General features: G+C 68.9%; 15 protein-coding genes. 13 read left to right on the top strand and 2 right to left on the bottom strand.

What is annotated here, in order from left to right; all coding sequences use genetic code 11:
- The first annotated feature begins 19 nt into the window (after nucleotides 1-19).
- The 5 genes from MXC99_RS09295 to ilvA all read left to right on the top strand — a co-directional run bounded on the left by MXC99_RS09295 (nucleotide 20) and on the right by ilvA (nucleotide 4990).
- Entirely contained in the window at nucleotides 20-1444 is a 1425-nt protein-coding gene (locus tag MXC99_RS09295) for an RNA polymerase factor sigma-54 (RefSeq protein ID WP_247725178.1), read from the top strand.
- A gap of 17 nt (nucleotides 1445-1461) precedes the next feature.
- Entirely contained in the window at nucleotides 1462-1785 is a 324-nt protein-coding gene (hpf, locus tag MXC99_RS09290; RefSeq protein ID WP_247725177.1) for a ribosome hibernation-promoting factor, HPF/YfiA family, read from the top strand.
- Between the two features lie 136 nt (nucleotides 1786-1921).
- Nucleotides 1922-2407 carry a PTS IIA-like nitrogen regulatory protein PtsN gene (gene ptsN, locus MXC99_RS09285; protein ID WP_247725176.1) on the top strand — a complete coding sequence of 162 codons (486 nt, stop codon included), beginning with the start codon at nucleotides 1922-1924 and terminating at the stop codon, nucleotides 2405-2407.
- Nucleotides 2376-3323, top strand: coding sequence for an HPr(Ser) kinase/phosphatase (gene hprK, locus MXC99_RS09280; protein WP_247725175.1), 948 nt, complete (start codon nucleotides 2376-2378; stop codon nucleotides 3321-3323). Before ptsN ends, hprK begins: the two co-directional genes overlap by 32 nt.
- Nucleotides 3266-4990 (top strand): threonine ammonia-lyase, biosynthetic, encoded by a 1725-nt coding sequence (gene ilvA, locus MXC99_RS09275; RefSeq protein ID WP_282100146.1) that lies wholly within the window; start codon nucleotides 3266-3268, stop codon nucleotides 4988-4990. Before hprK ends, ilvA begins: the two co-directional genes overlap by 58 nt.
- 13 nt (nucleotides 4991-5003) lie before the next feature.
- On the opposite strand, the gene MXC99_RS09270 is transcribed toward ilvA, so the two are convergent.
- Nucleotides 5004-5624, bottom strand: a complete 621-nt coding sequence (locus tag MXC99_RS09270; RefSeq protein ID WP_247725173.1) for a 5-formyltetrahydrofolate cyclo-ligase — start codon at nucleotides 5622-5624, stop codon at nucleotides 5004-5006.
- Nucleotides 5625-5666: 42 nt separating this feature from the next.
- Here MXC99_RS09270 and MXC99_RS09265 point away from each other — a divergent pair, with 42 nt between their 5' ends.
- The 7 genes from MXC99_RS09265 (at nucleotide 5667) to MXC99_RS16940 (ending at nucleotide 14518) form a co-directional block, all read left to right on the top strand.
- Nucleotides 5667-7607 carry a lytic transglycosylase domain-containing protein gene (locus tag MXC99_RS09265; protein ID WP_247725172.1) on the top strand — a complete coding sequence of 647 codons (1941 nt, stop codon included), beginning with the start codon at nucleotides 5667-5669 and terminating at the stop codon, nucleotides 7605-7607.
- An 89-nt stretch (nucleotides 7608-7696) separates the two neighbouring features.
- Nucleotides 7697-8653 (top strand): complex I NDUFA9 subunit family protein, encoded by a 957-nt coding sequence (locus tag MXC99_RS09260; protein WP_247725171.1) that lies wholly within the window; start codon nucleotides 7697-7699, stop codon nucleotides 8651-8653.
- 46 nt (nucleotides 8654-8699) lie between these two features.
- The gene (locus MXC99_RS09255) at nucleotides 8700-9344 is read left to right on the top strand and encodes a glutathione S-transferase family protein (protein ID WP_247725170.1); all 645 of its coding nucleotides are present in this window, start codon (nucleotides 8700-8702) and stop codon (nucleotides 9342-9344) included.
- Nucleotides 9344-10642 (top strand): multifunctional CCA addition/repair protein, encoded by a 1299-nt coding sequence (locus MXC99_RS09250; RefSeq protein ID WP_247725169.1) that lies wholly within the window; start codon nucleotides 9344-9346, stop codon nucleotides 10640-10642. Before MXC99_RS09255 ends, MXC99_RS09250 begins: the two co-directional genes overlap by 1 nt.
- Before the next feature lie 112 nt (nucleotides 10643-10754).
- Entirely contained in the window at nucleotides 10755-11375 is a 621-nt protein-coding gene (locus MXC99_RS09245) for a glutathione S-transferase family protein (protein ID WP_247725168.1), read from the top strand.
- Nucleotides 11372-12175 carry an alpha/beta hydrolase gene (locus MXC99_RS09240; RefSeq protein ID WP_247725167.1) on the top strand — a complete coding sequence of 268 codons (804 nt, stop codon included), beginning with the start codon at nucleotides 11372-11374 and terminating at the stop codon, nucleotides 12173-12175. The genes MXC99_RS09245 and MXC99_RS09240 overlap by 4 nt, the downstream gene beginning before the upstream one ends.
- Before the next feature lie 321 nt (nucleotides 12176-12496).
- Nucleotides 12497-14518 (top strand): methyl-accepting chemotaxis protein, encoded by a 2022-nt coding sequence (locus MXC99_RS16940; protein ID WP_282100144.1) that lies wholly within the window; start codon nucleotides 12497-12499, stop codon nucleotides 14516-14518.
- A 74-nt stretch (nucleotides 14519-14592) separates the two neighbouring features.
- On the opposite strand, the gene MXC99_RS09225 is transcribed toward MXC99_RS16940, so the two are convergent.
- Nucleotides 14593-15768 (bottom strand): class I SAM-dependent methyltransferase, encoded by a 1176-nt coding sequence (locus MXC99_RS09225; RefSeq protein ID WP_247725166.1) that lies wholly within the window; start codon nucleotides 15766-15768, stop codon nucleotides 14593-14595.
- A 194-nt stretch (nucleotides 15769-15962) separates the two neighbouring features.
- Here MXC99_RS09225 and MXC99_RS09220 point away from each other — a divergent pair, with 194 nt between their 5' ends.
- A complete protein-coding gene (locus MXC99_RS09220; protein WP_247725165.1) occupies nucleotides 15963-16718 on the top strand; it encodes a pteridine reductase in 756 nt (251 codons plus the stop codon).
- Nucleotides 16719-16803 lie beyond the last annotated feature (85 nt).

The raw sequence follows: 16803 nt of genomic DNA, 5'->3' as shown, positions 1-16803 counted from the left end.
ACCGGGCGCCTTCCCGCCGATGAAAACCAGCCTCCAGCTCAAGCTCTCCCAACACCTCACGCTGACCCCGCAGCTGCAGCAGTCGATCAAGCTGCTGCAGCTGTCGACGATCGAGCTGAACCAGGAAATCGAGCGTTTCCTGCTCGAGAACCCGATGCTCGAACGCGAGGACGACGAAGGCGGGGACGCCTCCCCGCCTTCACCCGGAGCCGAGCGCGACACCCTGTCCCCCGCCGCCGAGGGCGAGGCCGACGCACGCACGCACGACGGCACCGAGGACGAAGGCATCGACTGGTCGAACGTCGGCCAGGGCGCCGACAGCCGCAGCGAAGACGACGACTCCGACTACCAGGATCTCCAGGCCGCCGGCATCTCGCTGCGCGAGCACCTCGACCAGCAGATCGCCCTGTCCCCGTTGTCGGACCGCGACCGGGCGCTGGCGCGGCTGATCATCGAGGCTCTGGACGACGACGGCTACCTGCACCAGCCGCTGGAAGAACTCCTCGAACTGCTCGCCCCCGAGTCCGGTGTCGCATTCGACGACCTGGCGATCGCGCTGCATCACGTCCAGCACCTCGATCCGGCCGGCATCGCCGCGCGCACACCGCAGGAATGCTTGTCGCTGCAGCTGCGCACCCTGCCCGAGGACGACACCCGGGCACTGGCGCTGGAGATCGTCGACAAGCACCTGGCGCTGCTCGCCGAACGCAATTTCGCCCGGCTGAAGAAGCTCACCGGCTGCGACGACGACGGCCTGCGCGCCGCCCAAGCCCTGATCTGCAGTCTCGATCCGCATCCGGGCACACGCTACGGCATACACGAGACCCGCTACATACTGCCCGACGTCGTCGTGCGCAAGGTTCGCGGGCAATGGACGGTGCGCCTCAACCAGGAGGCCATGCCGCGCCTGCGCATCAACCGCCTGTACGCCAGCCTGCTGCAGCAGAACCGCACCCAGGGCGGCGGACTCGGCGCCCAGTTACAGGAAGCGCGCTGGCTGATCAAGAACGTACAGCAGCGTTTCGACACCATCCTGCGCGTTTCCCAGGCCATCGTTGACCAGCAGCGGCAGTTCTTCGATCATGGAGACGTGGCGATGCGGCCACTCACTCTCCGGGAGATCGCGGACCAGCTCGAGCTGCACGAATCCACCGTATCGCGCGTCACCACGCAGAAATTCATGGCGACCCCGCGCGGCGTATTCGAACTCAAGTATTTCTTCGGCAGCCACGTCGCCACCGACACCGGTGGGGCGGCATCATCAACGGCGATTCGTGCGCTGATTCGCCAGCTGGTCGATGCCGAAGACAGCAAGAAACCGCTATCCGACGCCAGGATTGCAGAAGTTTTAGGCCAGCAGGGTATCGTGGTCGCACGGCGCACGATCGCCAAGTACCGCGAATCACTGAATATTCCGCCGGTCAGTCTGCGCAAGTCCATCTGACATCAACAGGAGCTAGCATGAACCTCAACATCACCGGGCACCATATCGAAGTCACCCCGGCCATCCGTGACTACGTGAGCTCGAAGCTGGATCGCGTGATCCGCCATTTCGACAACGTCACCAGCGTTGCGGTGATCCTCTCGGTGGAAAAGCTCAGGCAGAAAGCCGAAGTCACCCTGCATGTGCGCGGCAAGGACATCTTCGTCGAAAGCGACGATTCCGACCTGTACGCGGCGATCGACGCGATGGCCGACAAGCTCGACCGCCAGGTGCAGAAATACAAGCAGAAGCAGGCCGAGCACAACCACGATGCGCTGAAGCACCAGGTTCCCGAAGCCTGACGCTTTCTTTGCAGTTCAAGGTCCGGGCTGCGTTTATAATGCGCGCGTTTTCACGTCGCCGTTTACATGCGGACCGGGCCGTTCCCCTGCCTCACCAGGCACCCGCGGCACGGGCACTGCACAAACTTCCCTGCGAATGAGCCTCATACCCCAACTCCTGCCACTGTCCAACGTGGTGGTCGACCTCGAAGCCAGCAGCAAGAAACGCGTCTTCGAACAGGCTGGCCTTCTTTTCGAGAACAACCAGGGCATCGCCCGCAGCACGGTGTTCGACAGTCTGTTTACCCGCGAACGTCTCGGCTCCACCGGCCTGGGCCAGGGAATCGCCATTCCCCACGGCCGCATCAAGGGGCTCAAGGAGGCCGCCGGCGCCTTCCTGCGCCTGGCCGCCCCCGTGCAGTTCGATGCCCCCGACGGCCGCCCGGTGAACATGCTGTTCGTCCTGCTGGTTCCCGAGCAGGCCAACGAGACCCACCTGCAGTTGCTCTCCGAGCTCGCCCAGATGTTCAGCGACCGCGATTTCCGCGACACCCTGCAGAGCGCCCCGGACGCGGCCACCATCCACCGGATGTTCCTGAACTGGGGCGCCGATGCGTCAGACCAGCGTCGCGCGGCTGTATGAAGTCCACCGCCACAGCCTGCAGCTCACCCATGTGAGCGGCCGGCTGGACGTCCGCATTTCCGTCGCCGACGAACGCATCTGGCCGGCCGATCTGGTCGGCCACCTCAACCTGATCCACCCTTCCCGCCTCCAGGTCCTCGGCGCCGCCGAACTGGCCTGGTCGATCCGCCAGTCCTACGACAAGGTTTCGCACCACATCAAGGAAATCCTCGCGGCGCGCCCGCCGGCGATCATCGTCGCCGATGGCTGCGAAGCGTCGACCGTCCTCCTGGGCGCCTGCCAGACCTACGATGTAGCGCTGTTTACCACCCCGCAGCCGTCGGCCAGCGTCATCGATCTGCTGCGCCTGCACTTGTCGCGCGAGCTCGCCGAGAAGACCTCCCTGCACGGGGTGTTCATGGACGTGCTCGGCCTCGGCGTGCTCATCACCGGCGACTCGGGGGCGGGCAAGTCCGAACTCGCCCTCGAGCTGATTTCCCGCGGACACGGACTGGTCGCCGACGACATCGTCGAGCTGTCGCGCATCGCCCCCGCGGTGCTGGAAGGGCGCGCGCCCGAAATGTTGCAGGACTTCATCGAAGTGCGCGGCCTGGGCATCCTCAACATCCGCACCATCTTCGGCGAGACGGCCTGCCGGCGGAAGATGCGCCTGCGCCTGGTGTGCCATCTCCAGCGCCGCCAGCCCGGCGCCGGCGATCCCAGCCGCCTGCCGCTGCAGCAGGAACAGCAGGACATCCTCGGCGTGCGCGTCGCGCGCGTGGTGCTGCCGGTCGCCGCCGGCCGCAACCTCGCGGTCCTGCTCGAAGCCGCGGTACGCTCGACCATCCTCCAGCTGCGCGGCATCGACTCCACCCAGGAATTCATCGACCGCCAGGCCCGGGCCATGCGGGGCATTCCGGGCGCCAGCGACACCTGAGCGCAACGGCGCGGGACACAGCGGCCACCGGGCATGCCGGCGCGGCATGCCCCCGGAACCGGCTCGTCCCCCGGGCTTGCAGCGAAGGAGGATCGACTGTTACGCTCGAACGCTTTGCAGCAGAGCACGAGCCGGCCATGAGCACCCCCACGGACTACCTGGAACGCATCCTCACCGCGCAGGTGTACGACGTCGCCGTCGAAACCCCGCTTGACCTCGCCGCCAACCTGTCGGCGCGCACGCACAACCGTATCTATCTCAAGCGTGAGGACATGCAGCCGGTGTTCAGCTTCAAGATCCGTGGCGCCTACAACAAAATGGCCCGGCTGTCGCCGCAGGCGTTGCGCCGGGGAGTGATCTGCGCCTCGGCCGGCAACCACGCCCAGGGCGTGGCGCTGTCGGCGGCGAAGCTGGGCGCGCGCGCGGTGATCGTGATGCCGGACACCACACCGCAGATCAAGATCGACGCTGTCAAGGCCCGCGGCGGTGAAGTGGTGCTCGCCGGCGAGTCCTACTCCGACGCCTACGCCCATGCCAGAGAGCTGGAAAAGAACGAGAAGCTGACGTTCGTCCACCCCTTCGACGACCCCGACGTGATCGCCGGCCAGGGCACCATCGGCATGGAGATCCTGCGCGCCCACCCGAAACCGATCCATGCGGTGTTCTGCGCGGTCGGCGGCGGCGGCCTGCTCGCCGGCGTGGCCGCCTACATCAAGCGCCTGCGCCCGGAGACGAAGGTCATCGGGGTCGAGACCGTCGACGCCAACGCGATGACGCTGTCGTTCGCCGAAGGGCGTCCGGTGGAGCTCGAGCAGGTCGGCATCTTCGCCGACGGCACCGCGGTCAAGCGCGTCGGCGACGAGACTTTCCGCCTCTGCCAGCAATACGTGGACGAGATGATCCTGGTCGACAACGATGCCATCTGCGCCGCGATCAAGGACGTCTTCGAGGACACCCGCTCCATCCTCGAACCTTCCGGCGCACTCGCCGTGGCCGGCGCCAAGGAATACGCCCGCCGCCACAAGCTGCGCGACAAGAGCCTGGTCGCGGTGGCCTCGGGGGCGAACATGAATTTCGACCGCCTGCGCTTCATCGCCGAACGCGCCGAGCTCGGCGAACAGCGCGAGGCGGTGCTGGCGGTGACGATTCCCGAAAAACCGGGCTCGTTCCGGAAATTCATCAGCGTGATCGGCAACCGCAACATCACCGAATTCAACTATCGCTACGCCGACACCGCGCTCGCCCACATCTTCGTCGGCGTCACCGTACACAACCGCAGTGAAATCGGCCGCCTGGTCGAGATGCTCGCACGCCACGAACTGCCTGCGCTCGACCTCACCGACGACGAGATGGCGAAGACCCATGTGCGCTACATGGTCGGCGGACGCTCGCCGCAGGCCGACCACGAAGTCGTGTACCGCTTCACCTTCCCGGAACGCCCCGGCGCGCTGATGAAGTTCCTCGCCAACCTGCGCTCGGACTGGAACATCTCGCTGTTCCACTACCGCAACCACGGCTCGGACTTCGGCCGCGTCCTCGTCGGCATGCAGGTCCCCCCCGCGGACAAGCCGGCGTTCGCCGACTTCCTCCAGCGCCTGGGCTACGAATACGTCGCCGAAAGCGACAACCCGGCCTACCGCCTGTTTCTCTCCGGTACCGGCGGCTGAGCGCACCGGCGGCTCAAAGGGAAGGTCGGCACGACTGCGGCGTACGCCGTGCCCTCATCACCCCGGCTTCGGTCGCGAGCCAGTCCATCGGCCGGTCGTGCGCCTGCGGCAGGGTGTCCGGAACCCGCCCGAGTTCGAAGCCGACACCGACCGCGACGGTCGATATGACCGCCAAGGTGCGGTCGAAATAACCGCCGCCGTAACCGAGGCGGTAGCCGCGGTCGTCGAAGGCATTGAGCGGCACCAGCAGCACGTCGGGCACCAGGCTCTCGCCCGCGGCCGGATGGGGAATGCCATGGCGGTCGAGCGGCATCGGCACGCCCGGCGTCCACGGGCGGAACAGCATCGGCGCGTGGCGTTCCACCACCACCGGCAGAGCCGCCACCCGCCCCGGGGCCGCCGCCAGCCAGCGCCGGACCCAGTCGCGCAGGTCGGGCTCGGCGCGGTAGGGCCAGCAAAACCCCAGCGAGGCCGGCTGCAAATCCGCCAACAGCCGGTCGAGGTGGCGGCCAAGGCGCAGGGTGAGCACGGCGCGGGTCTCCGCGGGCAAGGCGTGGCGCAACTTCAGGGCATGCTCGCGCATCCGCTTGCGACGCGCGTCGTTGTCGATTCCGGAGAGGGGAACGGAGGTCATCGCTGTGCTATGTTGAGTACCCGATCAGAAGCATCACTAGGCATGAAAAAAACGTTCTGGGCAAGCCTGTTTGCCACGGCCGCCCTGTTTCCGGGCCTGCTCCACGCACAATCCCCCGACGCCGACGCCGGACAACGCATCCTCGCTGCCCGCGAGGCGCTACGCAGCGGCGACCGCGAAACCCTGGAGCGGCTCGCCGCCGTATCCACCCCCCACCCGCTCGATCTGTACCCGCGCTACTGGCTGCTGGTCAACAAGCTCGCCCGCAGCGAGCCGCCGCCCACAGCCGAATTGGAGGCCTTCCTCGCCGCCGCGCCAGACAGCAACCTCGCCGAACGCCTGCGCGCCGACTGGCTGCGCCGCCTCGCCAACGACAGCGACTGGGCCGCGTTCCTGCAGCTTTATCCGCAACTCCGCCAGCCCGATGCCGAGCTGCGCTGCACCGCGTGGACGGCGCGCCTGCTGACCGGTGACGCCAACGCCGCCCGTGAAGTCGCCGCCCGCTGGGATACGCTGCGCGACGCCCCCGCCGCCTGCGAACTGCCGCTCCGCAACGCTGCAGCAAGCGGCCAGGTGGACGAAGAGCGCGTCTGGTGGCGGATCCGTCGCCAGATCGACAGCCGCACGCCGAACACCGCACTCGCCAGCCTGTCCCTGCTGCCTCCCGCCGCGGCACCGGCCGCGGCCAGCCTGGAGCAGGCCATCCGCTCACCTGCCCCCTGGCTCGACCGCCTGCCGGCCAATTTCGCCGTCACCCGCGCCGGGCGCGAACTGGCACTGGCCGCACTGGCACGCCTGGCGCGCGAGGATGCACGCGCGGCGCACGCCCGTCTGCTGCGCATCCAGGACCGCCTCGGCGCCGACGAGCGCAGCTACGCCCACCTGGTCATCGCCACCCATGCCGCGATCGACCAGTTACCCGAGGCCGGCGCCCTCTTCGCCGCCGCCGGCACTATCGACAGCACTCCGTTGCAGCGCGCCTGGCGAGTGCGGACGGCGCTGCGCACGCAGGACTGGCAGGCGGTGCGCGACGCCATCGAGCAGATGCCCGTCGACGAGCGCGACAGCGCCGACTGGACCTACTGGCTCGGCCGGGCCTACGCCGCTTCCGGCGAGGCCGGGCAGGCCGAGGCCTTGTTCCGCCGCATCGCCGGCGAAGCCCACTTCTACGGCATGCTGGCGGGCGAAGCCCTCGGCCACGCCTTCGCCCCGCCGCCGGCCACCGCACCGCTGCCGCGCGCACGCCTGGAAGAAGCCGAACGCGACCCCAGCCTGCGCCGCGCGCTGGCGCTCTACCGGCTCGATCTGCGCACCGAAGCCCTGCGCGAATGGATCTGGGGCGTGCGCGACCGCGACGAGGCCTTCCGCCTCGCCGCCGCCCACCTGGCGTTGCGCCACGAGCTCTACGACCGCGCGATCAATACCGCCGAACTGGCCAACTCGCGCAGCAACTTCGAACTGCGCTTCCTGACTCCGTACCGCGACCTGATCGAGCCCCAGGTCCGCGCCCAGGGGCTCGATCTGGGCTGGGTGTATGGGCTGATGCGCCAGGAAAGCCGCTTTGCCGCACCGGCCCGCTCCAGTGCCGGCGCCCAGGGGCTGATGCAGGTGATGCCCGCCACCGCCAAGTGGGTCGCCGGCAAGATCGGCCTGCGCGACTACCACCCGCGCCGCTTGAGCGAGCCGCACACCAACGTCCTGCTCGGCACCGGCTACATGCGCCTGATCATGGAAGGACTCGACCACCACCCGGTGCTGGCCAGCGCCGGCTACAACGCCGGCCCCGGCCGCGCCCGGCGCTGGCGCGATGCCGTGCCGCTCGAAGGCGCAATCTACGTCGAAACCATCCCCTTCGACGAAACCCGCGACTACGTCAAGAAAGTGCTGTCCAACGCCGTGGTGTATTCGGCGATGCTGGAAAAAAGGCCGCAGTCACTGCAGGCACGGCTCGGCACGGTCGCCCCCGGCCTCGCCAGCGAGTAAGCTTTCGGAAAACGCACATCGCATCCTTGCCACCGCCGCCGGCTTCGCGCAGCGGCCCCACCGATCAACCTCATCGAGCGAGCCAGGCCATGATTCCCCAACGCGTCGTCCTCATCGGCGGTTCCGGCTTTATCGGTAGCGCCATCGCCAACCGCCTGTCGGCCGCAGGAATGAACCTGCTCGTTCCGACCCGCCGCCGCAGCCGCGCCGGTGCCCTGCTGCTGCTGCCCACGGTGGAAGTGGTCGAGGCCGACGTCCATGACCCCGCGACCCTCGCCGATCTGGTCGACGGCGCCGACGCGGTGGTCAGCATGGTCGGCATCCTCCACTCGCGCCCAGGCACCCCCTACGGCCCGGATTTCGCCCGTGCCCATGTCGAGCTGCCGCAGAAGATCATCACCGCCTGTCGCGCCGCTGCCGTGCCGCGGCTGGTGCACATCAGCGCGCTGGGCGCCAGCAGCGACGGCCCCTCCGAGTACCAGCGCTCGAAAGCGGCCGGAGAAACGGCGATCCGCGCCGCCGGCGCGGACCTCGCCTGGACGATCCTGCGGCCCTCGGTGGTGTTCGGCCGCGGCGACCACTTCCTCAACCTGTTCGCCGGGCTCGTCGCCCGCTTCCCGGTCCTGCCCCTGGCCGGCGCCGGCACGCGCTTCCAGCCGGTGCACGTGGAGGACGTGGCCGAAGTCATGTACCAGTGCCTGGTCCGCCCCGAAGCCGCCGGCCAGACCTATGAGCTCGCCGGCCCCACCGTCTACACCCTGCGCCAGCTCGTCGACTACGTCGCCGCGCTGACCGCCAGGCCGCGCCTCGTGCTGCCCCTGCCCGAAGGACTGGCGATGCTGCAGGCACGCCTGATGGAGCTTGCGCCGCAACCGCTGATGAGCCGCGACAACGTGCGTTCGATGAAAGTCGACAACGTCGCCCACGGCGTGCCGCTGCCCTTCGGCCTGCAGCCCACCGCGATCGAGGCGGCGGTGCCGGGCTGGCTCGGCCCGAAGGCGGCGCGCGCCCACTACACTCCGTTCCGCGGCCATGCACGGCGCTGAACCCCCCGAATCCTTCCCGCTTTTCCCCCGTGACCCGGAGTCTGCGATGAAGCTGATCATCGGCAACAAGAACTACTCGTCCTGGTCCCTGCGCGCCTGGCTGGCGGCGCGCGAGGGCGGCTTCACTTTCGAGGAGATCCGCATCCCGCTGTTCATCCCCGGCAGCCGCGAGCGCATCCTGTCGCATTCGCCTTCGGGCAAGGTGCCCTGCCTGATCGATCACGGCCTCGCGGTCTGGGATTCGCTGGCGATCGGCGAATACCTCGCCGAAAAGAACCCCGCGCTGCTGCCCGCCGACGGCACGGCGCGCGCCGTCGCCCGCGCCGTCACCGCCGAGATGCACTCCGGCTTCCAGAATCTGCGCGGGCGCATGCCGATGAACATCCGCAAGGACTACACCGGCTTCGGCCGCAGCCCCGAGGTGGACGCCGACATCGCCCGCGTCGGCGCGATCTGGAACGACTGCCGCAGCCGCTTCGGCGCGGGCGGACCTTACCTGTTCGGCGCCTTCAGCCTCGCCGACGCTGCCTTCGCCCCGGTCGCGTTCCGCTTCCGGACCTTCGGCGTGAAGCCTGCGGGCGCCGCCGGCGACTATCTCGCCACCCTGCTCGCCAACCCCCACATGCAGGACTGGGCCGCGGCGGCCCGCGCCGAAACCGAGTCGATTGCGGAAGAGGACTTGTACGGCTGATGCAGACTTACGTCGTCGGCGGCGCCGTGCGCGACGCCCTGCTCGGGCTGCCGGTCCAGGACCGCGACTGGGTGGTGGTCGGCAGCACCCCGGAGGCCATGCTCGCGCAAGGCTTCCGCCCGGTGGGGCGGGATTTCCCGGTTTTTCTCCATCCTGAAACCAATGAGGAGTACGCGCTCGCCCGCACCGAACGCAAATCCGGCCACGGCTACACCGGCTTCGTCTGCCACGCTTCACCGGACGTCACCCTCGAACAAGACCTGCTGCGCCGCGACCTCACCATCAACGCCATCGCACGCGACGGGGAAGGCCGCCTGATCGACCCCTACGGCGGCGTGCGCGACCTCGAAGCGCGCGTGTTCCGCCACGTCTCCCCGGCCTTCGCCGAGGATCCACTGCGCATCCTGCGCGTGGCGCGCTTCGCCGCGCGCTTCACCGCATTCACCGTGGCCCCCGAAACGCTGGCGCTGATGCGCCGGATGGTCGATCGCGGCGAAGTCGACCACCTCGTCGCCGAGCGCGTCTGGCAGGAATTCGCCCGCGGCCTGATGGAAGCGCGGCCTTCGCGCATGATCCGCAGCCTGCGCGACTGCGGCGCGCTCGCCCGCCTGCTGCCCGAGCTCGACCGCCTGTTCGGCATTCCCCAGCCGGAGCGCTACCACCCCGAGATCGACACCGGCGAGCATGTGTTGCAGGTCCTCGACCAGGCCGCCGCCTGCGCCCTGCCGCTGGCGGTGCGCTGGGCCTGCCTGCTGCACGACCTCGGCAAGGGCGACACTCCCGCCCACGTCCTGCCGCACCACTACGGCCACGAAGCCGCCAGCGCGCGGCGCGCACGTGAAGTCTCGATCCGCCTGAAGGCGCCGGCCGAGTGCCGCGAACTCGCCGAGATGGTCGCGCGCGAACACGGCATCCTCGGCCAGGTGGCCGTGCTGCGCCCGCAGACGGTGGTGGAGCTGCTCGAGCGCTGCGACGTCCTGCGCCGTCCGGAGCGCTTTGAGCGGATGCTCCAGGCCGCCGCCTGCGACCATGCCGGCCGCGGCGCCGCCGCCGCGGAGCGGGCCGCGAGCTGGCCGCCGCTGGCGCACTGGCGCGCAGCCGCACAGGCGGTGCGCGCACTCGACGCTGGCGCGATCGCCCGCAGTTGTCCCGACAAGAGCCGCATCGCCGACGCCATCCATGCCGCCCGGGTCACCGCGGTGCGCGCCCTCAACGCCACCTCCGCCCCGGATCGCGGCGAGGCGCCGCCCTCCCCCGCAAGCCCGCCGTTCGGCGGCAAAACCGGCCCCGCGGCATGATCGCACCGAGGTGGTATCCTCGAACGCGACGGCGATTGCCGGACATTTTCGCTCCCGGCCCGGAAAACAGCGCTGCAGGCCGCCGCCGACACTTCCAGAACATGATACGTACATGATCACTCTGCACACCTGGGGCACCCCCAACGGCTACAAGATCTCGATCGCGCTCGAAGAGCTCGGCCTCGAGTACGCGGTGCGAAAGGTCGACCTGCGCCGCGAGGAGCAATTCGCGCCCGATTTTCTCGCCATCAGCCCGAACAACAAGATTCCCGCGATCGTCGACGAGGACGGCCCGGACGGTACCCCGATCGCCCTGTTCGAGTCGGGCGCAATCCTGATCTATCTCGCCGAGAAGAGCGGACGCCTGCTGCCGGCCGAACCGCGGCCGCGCTACGAAACCCTGCAGTGGCTGATGTTCCAGATGGCCAGCATCGGACCGATGCTGGGCCAGGCCCACCACTTCCTGCGCTTCGCCCCCGACATCGTGCCCTACGCCATCGAACGCTATTCGAAGGAGGCCGCGCGCCTGTACAAGGTCCTCGACACCCGCCTGGCCGAGCGCGACTGGCTCGCCGGTGCCGAATACTCGATCGCCGACATCGCCACTTTCCCCTGGATCCGGCGCCACGAGTGGCAGGGCATCGACCTCGCCCGCCATCCCAACGTGAAGCGCTGGTTCGACACCGTCGCCGCGCGCCCCGCGGTGCAGCGCGGCCTGGAAGTCCCGCGATGAACTCGACCCGCTTCGGCGAGCTGGAAGTGCTGTGCCGGGCACCGCAACAGCCGACCCACGCCAGCCCGCTGCTGTTCGTGCACGGCGCCTACGTTTCCGCCTGGTGCTGGGACGAACACTTCCTGCCCTGGTTCGCCGCGCGCGGCTGGACCAGCTACGCGCTGTCGCTGTCCGGCCACGGCGGCAGCCGCCGCCGCGACCACCTCGACACCTACTCGATCGACGACTACGTGCGCGACGTCGCCGAAGTCGCCGCCCGCCTGCCGGCACCGCCGGTCCTCGTGGGGCACTCGATGGGCGGCATGGTGGTGCAGAAGTACCTCGAACAGTACGACGCCCCCGCTGCGGTGCTAATGTCTTCGGTGCCGCCCCAGGGCCTGATGGGCTCGGCCTTCGGCCTGATGCTCAAGCGCCCCGCCCTGCTCGCCGACCTCAACCGCATCATGACGGGCAGCGAGATCGACCTCGACCGCCTGCGCGAAGCCCTCTTCCACCAGCCGGTGGCTCCGGCCGACCTGCGGCGCTACTACCGCCTCAGCCAGCCCGAATCGCACCGCGCGATCTGGGACATGTCGCTGTTCAACCTGCCCCATCCGATGCGCATGCACCAGGTGCCGATGCTGATCCTGGGCGCCGCCCACGACGCGCTGATCCCACCCGACCAGGTGCGCATGACCGCCGTCACCTATGGCCGCCAAGCCGAAATCTTCCCCGATCTGGGCCACGGCCTGATGCTCGAGCGCGGCTGGGAAAAGGTCGCCATCCACATCGACCGCTGGCTCGACGAGCGCCGGCTGTAAGCCCGCCCCGGAAACCTCCGTGCAGGCCGCCCCGGGACGGACGGCGAGATCCCGCAAGCTCGCCTCCTGGCGGAGGTTGGGGCCGGGAAGCCCCCATCGATTCATGACATGGTCACACACAGCGGCTACATTCGCGGCCGCCTTCCCGGCGGCCTGGCAAATCAATCCATTTATGGACGAACAAATTAGATTTGTTTTAACATCCCCGACGGGTAATCATTCACCTCTGCCATTCAGATAGCATTCAGGTTCAAAGCCCGGGATCCGCGGCGAATACAGCCACTCTTCCCGATGGAACGCTTCCCATATGACGAGGAAACCATGGATTTCATCGAAAGACTGAAAGTCAGCCATCGGTTCGGCCTGATCGGGGCGATGGCCCTCGTGCTGACGCTGGCGCCAACCCTGTTGTTCGTCCAGGCTGCGGCCGACGGCATGCGCTCGGCGCGCCTCGAAGCGAGCGGCGCCGCCCCCTCGAAAGCGGCCCTGACGCTGATCCAGCTCACCCAGCAGCACCGCGGCCTGACGTCGATGGCGCTCAACGGCAATGCCGAGGCCCAAGCCCAGCGCGGAGCCAAACAGATCGAGGTCGCTCGGGCCATCGATGCCCTGTCTCCCTTGATCAGCGCGGATCTCGGCAACCCGGCGATCGAGGCCACCTGGGCCCGGGCCCGGCAAAGCTGGAAAAGCCTGACCACCCGGATTGCCGGCGGCGACATCGACCCGGCACAAAGCTTCACCGCGCACACCGCCCTGATCGACGAGCTGTTCCAGACCACGGACCTGTTGTCCGATGCCTACGGCCTGTCGCGCGACCCCGAAATCGACAGCTCGCAACTGATCCTGGCGATGATGTACGCCCTGCCCACCCTCACCGAAGAGCTGGGCAAGGCACGCGCCACCGGTGCCGCACTGCTGACGACGGGGACGGCCAGCACCGCAGACCTTCAGCAGCTGGCGGTGTATGTGGCGCGCGCCCGCGGCGAACTCGAGCGCATGACGCTCGCCCTCGACAAGGCCTCGCATGCGAACCCCCTGATCAAGAACCGCCTCGGCACCCGGGTCCGCGAAGCATCCGAGCTGACCCGCCAGGTATTGAAGCTGGCCGGCACGGACATCATCGGGGCAGCGCAACTCACCGCTCCTCCCGCACCCTATTTCGCGCACTTCACCCAGGCGATCGACGCCCTCGTCGCGCTCAACAACGAAGCCATGGGCGTGCTCGAAGCCCTGCTCGAAACCCGAGCCTCGAGCCTGAGCACCCAGCTCTACCTGCTGATCGCATTCCTCCTGGCGCTGGCGGCCGCGGCCGGAGTCGTCGGCGTGCTGGCTGCGCGCTCCATCACCCGCCAGCTCGGGGGCGAGCCCGGCGTCGTCGTGGACATTGCCAGCGCCGTCGCCGAGGGCGATCTCGGCAGCGACATTCCGGCCTCCCGCCACAATCCGCACAGCATCATGGCGGCGATGGCGAGAATGCAGTCCGCATTGCACGGGATCGTCCATACCGTACGCCACAGCGCCGAAGCCATCGCCATCGCCTCGGAACAGATCGCTCAGGGCAACGGCGACCTCGCCGCGCGCACCGAAAGGCAGGCCGGCGCGCTGGAAAAGACCGCGGCGGCGATGGAGCAGCTCAGCACCACCGTCCGCCAGAACGCGGACAATGCCGGCGAGGCCAATACCCTCGCGCAGAACGCTTCCACCGTCGCCGCCCGCGGCGGGGAACTCGTCTTCGAAGTGGTCGCCACCATGAAGGACATCAGCGACAGCGCGCGCCGCATCGCCGACATCATCGGCGTCATCGACGGCATCGCATTCCAGACCAACATCCTGGCGCTGAATGCCGCGGTCGAGGCCGCACGCGCGGGTGAGCAGGGGCGGGGCTTCGCCGTAGTGGCCAGCGAAGTGCGCAGCCTCGCCCAGCGCAGCGCCGAAGCCGCCAAGGAAATCAAGCAGCTGATCACGTCCAGCGTCGCGCGCACCGAACAGGGCAGCGCGCTGGTCGACCGCGCCGGCGACACGATGAAGGAGGTCGTTGCCAGTATCCACCGCGTCACCGACATCATGGGCGAGATCAGCTCCGCCAGCGCCGAGCAAAGCATCGGCGTGACCCATGTCGGGCAGGCCATCACCCAGATGGATCAATCCACCCAGCAGAATGCCGCGCTGGTCGAAGAAATGGCCGCGGCGGCGTCGAGCCTCAACGAGCAGGCGCAGGAACTGGTGCGCTCGATGAGCGTATTCCGCTTCGACCAGGCCCGGCTCGAAGAGCAGGCGCTGCCGGAGGGCCATTCGAGCAGCGCCCCTGTTCGGCGGCCCGCCATGGCGCTGCTCAACGCCTGAATCTTCCCGGTCGGAGAAAATGCGTCCCCGGCGGCGGAGGCTGCCGGCGGCGGCGGCCGGCAGCCGGCAAGGCCTTACAGCGCATGCATCCGGTCCCCGCTCGCGAACCCCAGCAGGGGGCCGTCCAGACCACGGCCCAGCGCCAGTACCTTGAACAGCTCGCCCATTTCCTGCGGCGCGGTCAGGCGCTGCACCGCGCGCGCGGCGCGGATGTAATCCGCCCCTTCGCGCGGCCCGCGACGCTCCAGGCACTGCAGCACGCCGCAGTTGAACAGGAACCGGGCCTGGGTGGTGTAGCCCTGCACGTCGAGGCCGGCCTCGAACCCGGCCTCGGCCACCGCGGTGAAATCGACGAAGGCGGTGATGTCGTTGAGCCCCGGCCACAGAAAAGGATCGCCGTGCGCATGGTGACGGTAGTAGCACAGCAGGGTGCCGCTGGCGCGCGACGGCAGGTAATACTCGGCGCGCGGATAGCCATAGTCGATCAGCAACATCGCGCCCGCCTGCAGGCGCTCGGCCCACGCCGCGACCCAGGCGCGGCCGGCGAGGTTGAGCTCGGTGACGTATTCGCCGCCCGCCGGTGCCGGCAGCGCCAGCGCCAGTGCGGCCGCGCGCACCGCACCGGCGGCGGGCACGTCGGCCCAGCACAGCCGGGAAGCGCCCGCGCCCTCCGCGGCGAGAGCGACTCCGCGCTCGAACAGCCCGTCGGCGCGCGACACCAGCAGGTGCACCGGCATCACGTCGAGCACCTCATTCGCCACCACCGCACCGGAAAAGCGCTCCGGCAGCGCATCCAGCCAATGCACCCGGGCCGCCAGCCGCGGCGCCTTCTGCGCCAGGGTGTCGGCCTGGCGGGCGCGCAACTCGCCCGACAGCTCGAGGATGCCGTACTGTTCCGGCAGGCAGCCGCGGCGCTCGAGTTCGAGCAGCAGGTCGGCGGCGAGCAGGCCGGTGCCGGCGCCGACTTCGATCACCTGCGCCGCGCTCGCCCGCATCACCTGCTCGAGTTGCGCCGCCAGCGCCTGACCGAACAGCGGCGTCAGCTCGGGCGCGGTAATGAAATCCCCGCCGGGGCCGAACTTTCGCGCGCCGCCGCTGTAATAACCCAGGCCCGGCGCATACAGGGCCAGCTCCATGTAGCGCGAGAACGGAATCCAGCCGCCCGCGGCCTCGATTTCGGCAGCGACGGATTCGAGCAGGCGGGCGCTCTGGGCGAGCGCATCGGCAGACGGTTCGGGCAGGGAAGACATGAGGAGAAGGGTCCGGTGCGACACGAAGCCGCGATTGTAAGGGCAGGCCCGATCGTCCATGCTGGCGATTTCGCTGCGGCCACTTCCCGCCCCGCCCTGGCGCCGGGCCCCACCCATGCAGCCGTCCGCGGCAGCGCCCGCCCCCCTCTCTTGTCCGCCGCGCTACGCTTCGCCTCCCCAGGACACCGCACACGATGACGCCTCCTTCTCCTTCCTCCACCCCGACCATTCTCGTCACCGGCGCAGCGCGCCGCGTCGGCGCCGGCATCGCCCGCGAGCTCCATGCCGCAGGTGCCCGTGTCGCTCTCCACTACCGCCACAGCGCCGATGCCGCCGCCGCCCTCGCCGCCGACTTCAACGCCCGGCGCCCGGACTCCGCCTTCACCGTCGGCGCCGACCTCGCCCGCTTCGGCGCCGCCGAGGAACTGGCCTCCCGCGTGCTGGCCCTCGGCGGCCGCCTCGATGGCCTGGTCAACAACGCGTCGAGTTTCTTCCCCACCCCCGTCGGCAGCATCGACCGCGCCGCCTGGGACGAGCTCATCGGCTCCAACCTGATGGGCCCGCTGTTCCTGTCGCAGGCCCTGGCCCCGGCACTGCAGGCCAGCGCCGGCGCCATCGTCAACCTCGTCGACATCCACGCCGAGCGTCCGCTGCCGCAGTACCCCCTGTACAGCGCGGCCAAGGCCGGGCTGGCCGGACTCACCCGCGCCCTGGCCGTCGAGTTGGCGCCCGCGGTGCGGGTCAACGGCGTTTCTCCGGGGCCGATCGAGTGGCCCGAAGACGGCCAGTTCTCGACCACCGAACGCCAGTACATCGTCGACCACACCTTGCTCAAGCGCATCGGCAGCGCCACCGACATCGCGCGCACGGTGCGCTTCCTGCTTTTCGACGCGCCCTACATCACCGGACAGATCATCGCCGTCGATGGCGGGCGCAGCGCCCATCTTTGAAGGAACCTCCGCCCGAGTCGCAGCTTGCGCAGCAGGGGACCTGAATTTCGCCCCGAGGGTATAATTCCGCGCCTTTTCCCGTCGA

Origin of the sequence: Thauera aromatica (assembly GCF_023093595.1) — a bacterium.
Taxonomy (GTDB): Bacteria; Pseudomonadota; Gammaproteobacteria; order Burkholderiales; family Rhodocyclaceae; genus Thauera; species Thauera aromatica_A.
Note: the sequence above shows the minus strand (reverse complement) of the source record. Positions and strands in the feature narration are given on the sequence as shown.